The 12,315-nt window shown below is 56.4% G+C and carries 14 protein-coding genes; 6 read left to right on the forward strand and 8 right to left on the reverse strand.

Features of this window, described 5'->3' with window-relative positions; translation table 11 throughout:
- Positions 1-14: 14 nt before the first annotated feature.
- Complete coding sequence (locus DS906_RS17435) at positions 15-356, forward strand: DOPA 4,5-dioxygenase family protein (RefSeq protein ID WP_113791373.1); 342 nt, start codon at positions 15-17, stop codon at positions 354-356.
- Here the strand turns inward: DS906_RS17435 and DS906_RS17440 are convergent.
- Positions 353-1,981 (reverse strand): acyl-CoA synthetase, encoded by a 1,629-nt coding sequence (locus DS906_RS17440; protein ID WP_113791374.1) that lies wholly within the window; start codon positions 1,979-1,981, stop codon positions 353-355. The genes DS906_RS17435 and DS906_RS17440 overlap by 4 nt on opposite strands.
- A 219-nt stretch (positions 1,982-2,200) precedes the next feature.
- Between DS906_RS17440 and DS906_RS17445 the strand changes: the two genes are divergently transcribed.
- The gene (locus tag DS906_RS17445) at positions 2,201-3,592 is read left to right on the forward strand and encodes an aspartate aminotransferase family protein (RefSeq protein WP_113791375.1); all 1,392 of its coding nucleotides are present in this window, start codon (positions 2,201-2,203) and stop codon (positions 3,590-3,592) included.
- Between the two features lie 162 nt (positions 3,593-3,754).
- Entirely contained in the window at positions 3,755-4,213 is a 459-nt protein-coding gene (locus DS906_RS17450) for a hypothetical protein (protein WP_113791376.1), read from the forward strand.
- A 42-nt stretch (positions 4,214-4,255) separates the two neighbouring features.
- On the opposite strand, the gene DS906_RS17455 is transcribed toward DS906_RS17450, so the two are convergent.
- From DS906_RS17455 to pyk, 6 genes are all read right to left on the reverse strand, one after another.
- Positions 4,256-5,242 (reverse strand): hypothetical protein, encoded by a 987-nt coding sequence (locus DS906_RS17455; RefSeq protein ID WP_113791377.1) that lies wholly within the window; start codon positions 5,240-5,242, stop codon positions 4,256-4,258.
- Between the two features lie 132 nt (positions 5,243-5,374).
- Complete coding sequence (rplT, locus tag DS906_RS17460) at positions 5,375-5,740, reverse strand: 50S ribosomal protein L20 (RefSeq protein WP_058279005.1); 366 nt, start codon at positions 5,738-5,740, stop codon at positions 5,375-5,377.
- A 14-nt stretch (positions 5,741-5,754) separates the two neighbouring features.
- A complete protein-coding gene (gene rpmI, locus DS906_RS17465) occupies positions 5,755-5,955 on the reverse strand; it encodes a 50S ribosomal protein L35 (RefSeq protein WP_010443552.1) in 201 nt (66 codons plus the stop codon).
- Between the two features lie 182 nt (positions 5,956-6,137).
- Positions 6,138-7,688 (reverse strand): sodium:alanine symporter family protein, encoded by a 1,551-nt coding sequence (locus DS906_RS17470; protein WP_113791378.1) that lies wholly within the window; start codon positions 7,686-7,688, stop codon positions 6,138-6,140.
- Positions 7,689-7,702: 14 nt separating this feature from the next.
- The gene (locus DS906_RS17475) at positions 7,703-8,140 is read right to left on the reverse strand and encodes a universal stress protein (protein WP_113791379.1); all 438 of its coding nucleotides are present in this window, start codon (positions 8,138-8,140) and stop codon (positions 7,703-7,705) included.
- 245 nt (positions 8,141-8,385) lie between these two features.
- The gene (gene pyk / locus DS906_RS17480) at positions 8,386-9,831 is read right to left on the reverse strand and encodes a pyruvate kinase (protein WP_113791380.1); all 1,446 of its coding nucleotides are present in this window, start codon (positions 9,829-9,831) and stop codon (positions 8,386-8,388) included.
- A 132-nt stretch (positions 9,832-9,963) separates the two neighbouring features.
- On the opposite strand from pyk, the gene DS906_RS17485 reads away from it, so the two are divergent.
- From DS906_RS17485 to DS906_RS17495, 3 genes are all read left to right on the forward strand, one after another.
- On the forward strand, positions 9,964-10,701 hold the full coding sequence (locus DS906_RS17485) for an N-formylglutamate amidohydrolase (protein ID WP_113791381.1): 738 nt from the start codon (positions 9,964-9,966) through the stop codon (positions 10,699-10,701).
- Between the two features lie 67 nt (positions 10,702-10,768).
- Entirely contained in the window at positions 10,769-11,008 is a 240-nt protein-coding gene (locus tag DS906_RS17490) for a DUF6868 family protein (RefSeq protein ID WP_113791382.1), read from the forward strand.
- A gap of 77 nt (positions 11,009-11,085) precedes the next feature.
- A complete protein-coding gene (locus DS906_RS17495) occupies positions 11,086-11,400 on the forward strand; it encodes a DUF1244 domain-containing protein (RefSeq protein WP_113791383.1) in 315 nt (104 codons plus the stop codon).
- A gap of 43 nt (positions 11,401-11,443) precedes the next feature.
- Here the strand turns inward: DS906_RS17495 and DS906_RS17500 are convergent, their stop codons facing one another.
- On the reverse strand, positions 11,444-12,304 hold the full coding sequence (locus DS906_RS17500) for a D-amino-acid transaminase (protein WP_113791384.1): 861 nt from the start codon (positions 12,302-12,304) through the stop codon (positions 11,444-11,446).
- Between the last annotated feature and the right edge of the window lie 11 nt (positions 12,305-12,315).

Below are 12,315 nucleotides of genomic sequence, written 5' to 3' on the forward strand. Positions count from 1 at the left end.
TGCAAGAGGCCCCAATGTCAGAGATCAACGGCTATCACGCCCATGTCTATTTCGACGCAAACACGCAAGCCATTGCCCAGCAGGTCTGTGAAGAGGTCGCCGATCTGTTTCCGGTGCAGGTGGGGCGCATGCATGCCAAAAATGTAGGCCCCCACCCGCGATGGAGCTGCCAGCTGGGCTTTGGCCCGGACGTGTTCGATCAAGTCATGCCGTGGCTGATGCTGAACCGGCAAGGCCTGACCATTTTCACCCACCCGGAAACCGGAGATCACCTGGCGGACCACCGGGACCGAGCGATCTGGATGGGCGAAATGCTGGATCTTGACCTGTCAATCTTTGACAAAATAGGCGCTTAATTCAGCGCCCGCGCCTGATCCCTTAGTTTGAACTTTTGAATTTTCCCGGTCGAGGTTTTGGGCAAAGGTCCAAACACCACCGTCCTTGGTGCTTTGAAATGGGCCATGTTATCGCGGCAGAATGCGATGATATCCGCCTCACTCGCCTGCGCGTTTGGCTTTAGTTCGATGAACGCACAGGGCGTTTCGCCCCATTTGTCATCCGGGCGCGCAACCACGGCGGCCTCCATCACCGCCGGGTGCTTGTAAAGGATATCCTCAACCTCGACGGATGAGATATTCTCACCCCCTGAAATGATGATATCCTTGGACCGGTCCTTAAGCGCGATGTAGCCGTCCGGATGCATCACCCCCAGATCACCCGAGGCAAACCATCCGCCACGAAACGCCTTGTCGGTGGCTTCGGCGTTCTTCAGGTAACCTTTCATGACAACGTTTCCCTGCATAAAAATCTCACCCATCGTCTCACCATCAGCAGGCACCGGTTCCAGCGTGTCCGAGTCCGCAACCATCAGCCCAGACAGAGCCGTATAGCGCACACCCTGACGGACTTTCAGCGCGGCGCGGTCTTCGGCCCCCTTGTCGTTCCACTCGTCTTTCCAGGCGCAGACAACCGACGGACCATAAGTCTCGGTCAATCCATAGACATGGGTAACCTCGACGCCCATGTTTTCCATGCTTTCGATCACCGCGGCGGGTGGCGGTGCGCCGGCGGTCATCACCTTGATCTCATGATCGAAATCCTTGAGGTGGTCGGGCGCATTGGCCAGCATGTTCAGAACGATCGGCGCGCCGCAGAAATGCGTGACTTTCTCATCCCGGAACGCCGCATAAATCGGTTCGTCCCGCACGGCCCGCAGGCAGACGGAAACGCCCGCATTGGCGGCCATCGCCCAGGGAAAGCACCAGCCGTTGCAGTGGAACATCGGCAGGGTCCACAAATAGACCGAGTGCTTTGGCATGTTCCAGTCCAGCAGGTCCGACTGCGCGTTCAGCGCAGCGCCCCGGTGGTGATACACGACGCCCTTGGGATTGCCTGTTGTCCCTGAGGTATAGTTCAGCGTGATCGCGTCCCACTCATCCTTGGGAAGCGACCAGTTGAATTCAGGGTCGCCCTCGTCCAGCAAGGCGTCATAGGTCAGGCTGCCCAGCTTCTCACCACCGTCAAAGCTCGGGTCCTCGATATCGATGATCAGTACATCGTGATCCACCTGTTTCAGCGCCTCTTTGACCACGCCTGAGAACTCGGGATCGACCAGAAGGACCTTGGATTCCGCGTGATTCAGAATGAAGGCAATGATCGGTGCGTCCAATCGGGTATTGATGGCATTCAGAACAGCACCTGCCATCGGCACGCCAAAATGCGCCTCATACATTTCCGGAATGTTGGCCGCAATGATAGAAACCGTGTCGCCCGCGCTGATTCCGCGTGCGGATAATGCGCCTGCCAGCCGGCGGCAGCGGGCATAGGTTTCAGCCCATGTATAGCGGCGCGCGCCGAATACTACCGAAGGGTAATCCGGATAAATCTGCGCCGTCCGCTCGATAAAACTCAGCGGTGACAGCGGAGTATAGTTTGCCCGGCACTTGTCCAAATGACGCTCGTAGATGCTGGCTTGTGTCATTTACTAACCCTCCCTCGTCCATTTCGGCGAATTGAGCACAAAGTTGATCTTCTGACAAACCCGTAAAAATACGGCGCGGCCATAGACTGGAATTACGGGATGGTGCAATCTGGCCCTATCTCCGACAGAGCTTTCGCGGTGATCTGAGCCATCGAAACACAAAGCCGGGAAAGCCCATTTTTGGCAACCCGCGCCCCAGTCATTCTGAAAGGACATGTCATGGACGGCACGTTCAACGAAAACGATCTCTCCCACGTGGTCGAGGCCGACCGCGCCCATATCTGGCACCACCTGCTGCAGCATAAGCCATTGGAAACCAATGATCCAAAGATCATTGTCGAAGGCAAAGGCATGCGCGTCTGGGACCAGAACGGCAAAGAGCATCTGGATGCTGTGTCCGGCGGCGTCTGGACGGTAAACGTTGGCTATGGCCGCGAATCGATCTGTAAGGCGGTTCACGACCAGCTGATGAAGCTGTGCTATTTCGCCAATACCGCAGGTTCGATCCCCGGTTCGATCTTTGCTAAAATGCTGATCGAAAAAATGCCGGGCATGAGCCGGGTCTACTACACCAACTCCGGCTCTGAGGCGAACGAGAAGGTGTTCAAGATGGTTCGCCAGATCGCGCACAAGCGCTATGGCGGCAAGAAAACCAAGATCCTGTACCGTGACCGCGACTATCACGGCTCGACGCTGGCGACCATGTCTGCAGGCGGTCAGGACGAGCGTACTGCGCAGTACGGCCCCTTCGCGCCCGATTTCGTCCGCGTTCCCCACTGCATGGAATACCGCAAGCACGAGCTGGACGGCGCGCCTGAAGAAAACTTTGGCGTCTGGGCCGCGGATCAGATCGAAGAAGTGATCCTGCGCGAAGGTCCCGAAACCGTTGGTGCCCTGTGCCTTGAGCCTGTGACCGCCGGTGGTGGCGTCATCGAAGCGCCCGAAGGGTATTGGGAACGCGTGCAGGAAATCTGCAAAAAGTACGACATCTTGCTGCATATCGACGAAGTTGTCTGCGGCGTAGGTCGCACCGGCACCTGGTTCGGTTATCAGCAGTACGGCATCAAGCCGGACTTCGTGACCATGGCCAAAGGCGTTGCCTCGGGCTATGCGGCGATTGCCGTGATGGTTACCACCGAGGAAGTCTTTGACATGTTCAAAGACGACATGTCGGACCCGATGAGCTATTTCCGCGACATCTCAACCTTTGGTGGCTGCACCGCCGGTCCAGCTGCTGCGATCGAAAACATGCGCATCATCGAAGACGAGAACCTGCTGCAGAACTGCATTGATATGGGCAACCGGATGCTGGGCAACCTGCAGGCGCTGATGGAAAAGCACGAAGTTATCGGCGACGTGCGCGGCAAGGGCCTGTTTCTGGGTGCCGAACTGGTTTCAGACCGTGTCACCAAAGAGCCAATGGACGAGAAAAAGGTTCAGGCGGTCGTTGCCGACTGTATGGCGCAGGGCGTCATCATCGGTGCCACCAACCGTTCGATCCCCAGCCGCAACAACACGCTGTGCTTCTCGCCTGCACTGATTGCAACCGCAGACGACATCGACCAGATCACCGACGCGGTCGACGGCGCACTGGGTCGTGTATTCGGCTGAACCTAACTGAATACATCTGCCAACACTCACGCAATCACGGCAGATGAACTTAAACCGGCGCGCCACCCGCGCCGGTTTTTTTGTGTTTACGTATACGGGTTTGTCAAAAGCGCCAACTCAAGTACCCTGTGGCTATCACACCCCATGCAGGAGACGTGTCCAATGGTACTCAAGCTCATCCGAAGCCTCGCTGCAGTGGCCATTCTCGCGGTCGCCACCCCTTCCAGCGCTGATGAAGGCAGCGGCTTTCCGCAGATCGTCGGCACCTGGCATGGCACCTATCTGGTGGCTTTCGCCAAATCGAACCCAAACCACGGGAAGGGCCTGCTGAAAACCGAGATGGAGCTGGAGGTCACCAAACTGGACGGCAACCTGATCACCGCCACCAATCGCTGGCGGCGCATCGGCGACAAAGACTGGATCGTTGAGGAAGCAATGGGCACCTTCAGCCTGGACGATCCCACCCGCTTTGTTCTGGCCGAGGCCGGGATTTCGGGCGAAGACGTCTCGGCGGGGATTTTCAACGGAGTCTACCTGGATGACGTGATCATGGTCACCTATGCCGGTCCGGGCACAGGCGTGGCGTTTGCGGCGCAGTTGGTGAAGAAAGAGGGCAAGTAACCCGAGAACAATCACCGGCGTGTAGCTTAGAGCAGCGTAGAGTTATTTTTTGCGAGTCATCTCTAACCAGAGGCTCTGGGCATAGGACACTGCTTCGCGGACCACGGTTTCTTCATGTCCCGGCTCGATATCTTCTACGGTAACGATTGTACGCACGTCAGGAGCGACCTCGAAATGCGCTTTGCACCACGGTTTGAACAATCCTTCACGGCATCGAATACGCAGACCAGCGACTGGATTGGATTGTGTTAACAGTGGTTTGTCGATGTCTTCCTCGTTCCGGTGCTTGCGGTCGGTTCGCATCACAATTTTTAATTTGTGTTCTGACCAACACCAAACGCTTTTGGTCATATCAGGGCGTCGCTCGCACCAGCTTCTAAATTGACCACATTTGCTCTGAACCCGGCAGTCTGGACCGGGGTGCCAAACAATCAGTGCCGAGAAGTCTAAATTATCTAAACCAAAGCCATGAAAAACCTCAAATGTATTGGACTGATCAAAGCTTGCTTGGCATTTCATATCGCTTTCACCCGGCCGCACTTTGCAGCGTGTTCCTACCGAAACGATAGGTGAAACCGGTATCGTTACTGTTTCAGAACCAAAAGTGCCGGACACATTCGTCAACTCCATTGCTGCCCTATAGGCCGCCTTACGTTTTCTTTCCTGCTCTTCCTGATTGTTTGCATTTACGCCGATAGCGACAGGCACAGCCAGAACGAGACAAACGACCACTAATTGAACAATCATTGGTAAGCGGAGGATGTTAACCAGCCCACCAACGGCCATACCCGCGGCTGCCGCTCCCAGCGGGGCAACGATAAAATATGCACCAAAGCGTTGGTAGATTTGATCGGTAAAATCTCCGGAAGGGTATTGCGACATCGAAAAAAAAGAAATGATGCAAATGATCGCGATCAAGGCGCCTATGAGTACGAATGAAAGCGCGAGCGACAGACCTTCGGAAAAGCTTCGGAAAAAGAAGAACGCACCGACGAAAACGGCAAAGGTAAGGAAATAAACCAAAATCATAGGTATCTTGGTATCAATGGGAATCAAAATGCACAACTAAAACGTGTGCCCTGCAACCTCTCCCTTGCTACAATAGATAAAGGCCGCCCCATATGGGACGGCCCTTCATTCACTGTCTCTGCTAAGAGAGGATCAGGCAGCCAGAGCGGCCTGAGCTTGGGCGACGATCGTGCCGAACGCTTCCGGTTCGTGCACGGCCAGATCGGCCAGAACTTTGCGATCCACTTCGATACCGGCCAAGGTCAGGCCGTTGATGAAGCGGGAATATGTCAGTGCTTCGTCATGCGAACGGACAGCAGCGTTGATACGCTGGATCCACAGCGCGCGGAAGTTGCGCTTGCGGTTCTTACGGTCGCGGGTTGCATACTGGTTGGCCTTGTCGACGGCCTGACGGGCAACCTTGAAGGTGCTCTTGCGGCGGCCATAGTAACCTTTGGCGGCCTTGATAACCTTCTTGTGACGGGCGTGAGTTACGGTTCCACCTTTAACGCGGGACATCTCTTAATCTCCTCTTATCGGTCGTAGGGCATGTAGCCCTTGACGATCTTGGCGTCGGGGGCGGACAGGGTGGTGTTGCCACGGGCGTCGCGGATGAATTTCTTGGTCCGCTTGATCATGCCGTGACGCTTGCCGGCCTGGCCAGCAAGGACCTTACCGGTCGCAGTCACCTTAAAGCGCTTCTTGGCGCTCGACTTTGTCTTCATCTTAGGCATTTCCGTCTCCTTTCGGGGTTCGGTACTAAACGCGACTCGGCATGCCACATTGGCCGGTCACGCGATCAGAAGCGCCGTTTACGCAAGTTCCGTCATACTAGCAAGGGGGATTCGAGCAGAATCTGCGCTTTTCGCAGGCTGATCAGGCACCGGGGCGACAAAGGCCGCCCCGGTGGTTTGAGTTAATGCTCGAATTTGCGGATTTCGCCGCTCTTCAATCGTGAAGCGTAAGACGCCAGTTCTTCGCGCACCACCTTCATCAGGAAGTACAGCGCAAAGACGTTCACGACCGCCATCGCAAAGATCGCCGCATCCGAGAAGTCGATGACAGGGCCAAGATTGGCCGCCGCACCGATCACCACGAAGATGCAGAAGATGACCTTGAACACCAGCTCCTTGGCGTGGCCTTCCCCGAACAGGTAGGTCCAGGCCTTGAGGCCATAGTAGGACCAGCTGATCATGGTCGAGAAGGCAAACAAGACCACCGCAATCGCCAGCACATATGGGAACCAGCTGAAGGCGCTGCCAAAGGCGGCAGAGGTCAGGCTGACGCCCGAGTTGCCATCAACGGTCGCAATTGCGTTGCCTGCTTCGTTCAGCATGTAATTGCCGGTTTCCGGATCGACGATCAGCTGCTGGGTGATGATGATCACCAGCGCCGTCATCGTACAGATCACAACGGTGTCGATGAACGGCTCAAGCAACGAGACGAACCCTTCGGTGATCGGCTCTTTGGTCCGCACCGCCGAGTGTGCGATGGCCGCAGAACCCACGCCCGCTTCGTTCGAGAACGCGGCACGGCGGAAACCTTGGATCAGTGCTCCGACCATTCCACCAGCGACGCCGAGGCCGGTGAAGGCACCTGCGAAGATCTGACCGAACGCCCAGCCGATTTGATCAGCATTCATGATGATGATCACCAGCGCCGCAGCGACGTACAGAACTCCCATGAACGGCACGACCTTTTCGGTCACCCGTGCGATGGATTTCAGACCGCCCACGATGACAAGGAACACGATGATTGCAAAAACAACTCCTGTGATCCAACCGGGATAGTCTCCGGTAATGCCCGCGATCTGCGCATGCGCCTGATTGGCTTGGAACATATTGCCCCCGCCGAGCGCGCCCAGAATACAGAAGATCGAGAACAGGACGGCCAGAATCTTGCCTCCAGGCAGGCCCAGCTCGTCAAAACCCTTGGACATATAGTACATCGGGCCACCGGAAACGGTGCCATCCTCGTATTCGTTGCGGTATTTCACGCCTAACGTACATTCGGTGAATTTCGACGCCATGCCCAGAAGGCCCGCGACAATCATCCAGAAGGTGGCACCCGGTCCGCCGATACCGACGGCAACCGCTACACCGGCGATGTTGCCTAGGCCAACCGTACCCGACAGCGCCGTGGCCAGAGCCTGAAAGTGGCTGACCTCACCCGCGTCATTGGGGTCGGAGTAGTCGCCTTTGACAAGGCTGATCGCATGGCCAAAGAACCTGAGCTGCACAAAGGCAAAGTACAGCGTGAAAACAGTCGCCGCGACGACCAACCAACCCACGATCCACGGGAAACTGGTTCCCGGGAACGGTGCAAAGATAAAGCTGACAAATGGCCCGGTGAAATCGGCAAATGCCTGATTGATCTTGTCGTCCAGCCCGGGCGTCTCTTGCGCCATTGCAGGTGCGGCGATCAAGGCGGCGATTACAGCCAGCCAGAGATGTTTCAACATAGTCATTCTCATCCCTCCCGTCAGTTCACAACAGTGACTGGCACATCGGCGTGCATGACCAGATTTTGGGTCGAGCTGCCAAACAAGCGTTTCTTGAAACCATCGGCCGAGGCGCGCCCGACGATGATCTGCGAGCCGCCATTTTCAACGGTAATCGCGTTCAGGGTTTCGGCCACGTCGCCATGACGCACGATGCCCTGCACTGTGTAACCATCTGCGGTCAGAGCCTCGACAGCCGGGGTAACAATCCGGTTCGTCGCAAGTTCGATTTCTTCTTCACGCCGCTTGTGCCGCAACGCGTTTTCCTCAGGGGTCTGAAAAGTAAATGGGGACCATTCGATGACATAAACAACCAGCAATTCGCACGTGCCAATTCGGCCAGCCAGATCTTTGGCAAAGACGATGGCGCGTTCTCCGGTTTCTGTCCCGTCCAGTCCAATGACAATTTTCGTTGTCATAACGTTCCTCCAATAATTTTGGTTATGCCGGGACCCGTGCCCCCGGCAGGGCAGCCGGAACCTGGAACTTATTAAGTGGACCGCCCATGCGCCCGAGTATCCCGGAAAAACCCCAAAAAACAGAGAGTTATCTTATGGGAGCAACCAATAATTCGCTATACAATTGAAATTGTTGTTATTTTTTCGCCTAAAATTTAGGCGTATCGGTTTGATACTATATTTCACCGGGCCCGGCATTGCTGTAATCAGCCGGGATCGGTGTTATAGATCAGCCGTTCATCACAGGGTGCGATGCGCAAAATATTGGTCGTTCCCGGGACGTTGAAAGGCACACCGGCAGTCACTACGATCTGATCGGCTTCGGATGCGAACCCACCGGCACGGGCCGCACGGGCCGCATTGACGACGGCACCTTTGAACCGTTCAAGCTCGGGCGTCATCACGCAATGACAACCCCAGCTCAGACACAGACGCCGCGCGGTTCCGGTGGCAGGCGTCATTGCGATGATCGGAACGCCGGGACGTTCGCGGGCGGTCAGCAGCGCGGTGGTGCCGCTTTGGGTAAAACAGCAAATCGCTTTGATATCTGTTTTTTCGGCAATCTCGCGCGCGGCGGCAACGATACCATCGGCAATAGTGGTCCCCTTTGCCGTCCGGGACGCCGCTATGATCTGCGTATAGGTCGGGTCCGCTTCGACCTCGATGGCGACCTTGTTCATGGTTTGCACAGCCTCGATCGGGTACGTACCAGCAGCCGATTCCGCGCTGAGCATGATCGCATCCGTGCCTTCGTAGATTGCTGTCGCCACATCCGAGACCTCGGCCCGGGTTGGCATCGGGCTTTCGATCATGCTTTCCAGCATCTGGGTGGCCACGATAACAGGCTTAGCCGCCCCACGGCATTTGCGCACCAGTCGTTTCTGGATCGGGGGCACGGCTGACACCGGAAGCTCGACACCCAGATCGCCGCGCGCGACCATGATCCCGTCTGAGGCATCCAGAATGTCGTCGAATGCCTCGACCGCTGCAGGCTTTTCGATTTTGGACAGGATGGACGCACGCCCATCAGCCAGCGCGCGGGCCTCAAACACATCCTTGGCACGCTGCACAAAGCTGAGCGCCAGCCAATCCACGCCCAGTTGACAGACAAATTCCAGATCGTCGCGGTCTTTGGCCGACAAAGCGGCCAGCGGCAGCACCACATCAGGAACGTTCACACCTTTGCGGTTCGAGATCGTGCCGCCAACCTCAACGGTGCAATTGGCAAAATCCTGGCCACAGTCCTGCACGGTCAGACGGATTTTGCCGTCGTTGACTAGAAGCCGCGCACCCGGCTCCAACGCGGCAAAAATCTCAGGATGCGGCAGACAAACGCGGGTGATATCTCCGGGCGCAGGGTCCAAGTCCAGACGGAAGGCGGCGCCTTCTTCAAGTTCTTCTGCGTCGTTGGCGAACACCCCGACACGCAGCTTGGGTCCTTGAAGGTCGGCCAGAATTGCGATTGGCCTGTCCAGATCTTTTTCGATCTGTCGGATAATCCGGTGGCGTTCGCGGATCTCATCATGGCTGCCGTGGCTCATGTTCAGGCGGAAGACGTCTGCGCCTTCCTCGTACAGCGCGCGGATCATGTCATAGTCATTAGACGCCGGTCCCAGCGTCGCCACGATTTTCACATTTCTCAGGCGTCGCATTGGTCTGGCTCTCCTAACATCTTCTCTTGATCCTGCGCAAATGTTACCGCAAACATTGCTCAGCCTGCTTATTGCGCAATTCCCTTTTCAAAGCAACTGCCCTACACCTGCGACAAACTAGATGACAGGCTTATGACGTATTCCCCGTTTTTTATCCACGGCGCGGATCGGCCCTCGCGTTGGCTGATCACATGCGACCACGCATCCAACTTGGTTCCGCCCGAAATCCACGGTGGCGACCTTGGCCTGCCTCGTGAAGATATGGAACGCCACATCGCTTATGATGTAGGTGCCTACGAGGTGTCAAAGCATCTGGGTGAGCTTTTGAATGCGCCCGTGATCGCAGCCAATTTTTCCCGCCTCGTGATTGATCCGAACCGCGGCGAAGATGATCCGACCTTGTTGATGAAGCTCTATGACGGGTCGATCATTCCCGGCAACCGGCACGCCGATGCGGCAGAACGAGAGCGACGGTTGAACATGTGCTATCGCCCGTATCATGACGCGCTGGCGCAGATGGCCGCGTTGCCGCATGCGGTGATCGTGTCGATGCACTCGTTTACGCGGCAACTAAGGGGTCGTGATCCCCGCCCCTGGCATGTCGGGGTTTTGCACACTCCGGACGAACGGTTCTCGGGCCCGTTGATCAACCGTCTTGAGGCCGAGAGTGACCTTTGCGTTGGCGTTAATGAACCCTACACCGGCGTGCTGCCCGGTGATGCCATTGACAAACACTGTACCAGTTTTGGTCGCCCCAACGCACTGATCGAGCTGCGCAATGACCTGATTGCCGAACACGCGGGACAGCGAGAATGGGCCGAGCGGCTAGCCCCCATCCTTCAGGACGCGCTGGACCAAAGCGGCTTGTGACAAAAGCCCTCACTTCCTTGTGAGAGCCCGCCCCAGACCACATATTAAAAGGGCAAAGGAGGCCACAATGACTCAGGAATTTCTGACGTCCGTCTTTGGCTGGATGGCCGTGCTTAACATCGCGGTTCTGCTGTTCACCACAATGATGATCTTGCTGTTGCAGGATTGGATCGCAGGCATCCACGGCAAAATGTTCCAGATGGAACGCCCCGCAGTGAAACGGGCGTATTTCCGGTACCTGGCAAATTATAAGACCCTGACGCTGATCTTCTGCATCACCCCATGGCTGGCTTTGAAACTGGCCTGATACGCTGATTGTTGAAACATCGCCCACGGGCCGCTAGGTCACATACAGCACGCATTTCTGTCATCCGGAGCTAGACCATGGACAAGCAAACCGAAATCGAACTTCAGGCCGCCGCATTCCGTCGCTTGCAACAGCATCTGATGGAGGACCGCACTGATGTGCAAAACATCGACATGATGAATCTGGCCGGGTTCTGCCGCAACTGTCTGTCGCGGTGGTATCAGGAAGCAGCCAACGAAAAAGGCATTGAGATGGGCAAGGACGAAGCCCGTCAAATTTACTACGGCATGACCATGGATGAGTGGAAAGCCAAATACCAGACCGACGCCAGCCTGGAAAAACAGGCCGCCTTCAAAGTCGCGTTCGAAGAGAATGTAACGAACAAGGGATGACGCCCAAACCGAAAGAGGCCCGCCAATCTGGCGGGCCTTTTCTTTAGATTGCGACCTTGCGGCTTTCGTCCAGATAAATCTCTCGCAAACGCTTGGCGATTGGTCCCGGTGTACCGTCGCCCAGCGCAACCCCGTCAATCTCGACCACGGGCATGACAAACGCGCTGGCCGAGGTGGTGAAGGCCTCATCCGCCTCTTTGGCTTCTTCGATGGTGAACAGGCGCTCTTCAACTTCCATCTGTGCCTCGGCCGCCATGCGCAGCACGGCCTTGCGGGTGATGCCGTGCAGGATGTCATTCGACAGCGGGCGGGTGACGATCTTGCCGTCCTTGACGTAGTAGGCGTTGTTGCTAGTGCCTTCGGTCACATAACCGTCTTCAATCAACCACGCATCGTCACAGCCCGCCTTCTTGGCCATCATCTTGCCCATCGACGGGTACAACAGCTGCACGGTTTTGATGTCGCGGCGGCCCCAGCGGATGTCTTCGATCGAGATGATCTTGGCACCCTTCTTGGCGGCTGGGCTATCGGCCAGGCCCGGCTTGTTCTGGGTGAACAGCACAAGGCTGGGCTTAGTATCTGCGGACGGGAATACAAAGTCTCGATCGCCATCCGATCCACGGCTGACCTGCAGATAGATCAGACCTTCTTCGATGCCGTTCAGCTCTACCAGCTTGCGGTGAATTTCCAGCAGCTCATCTTTGGTACAGGGTTCAGCCATCTCCAGCTCATCCAGAGACCGCTTCAGACGCACGGCGTGACCTTCGAAATCGATCAGCTTGCCATCCAGAACGCTGGTGACCTCATAGACAGCGTCTGCAAACAGAAAACCACGGTCAAAGATGGACACCTTGGCCTCGGTCTCGGGCAGGTATTCGCCATTTACATAAACGGTGCGGGTCATGTCTTGTCTCC

Origin of the sequence: Ruegeria sp. A3M17 (genome assembly GCF_003318255.1) — a bacterium.
Classification (GTDB): domain Bacteria; phylum Pseudomonadota; class Alphaproteobacteria; order Rhodobacterales; family Rhodobacteraceae; genus Ruegeria.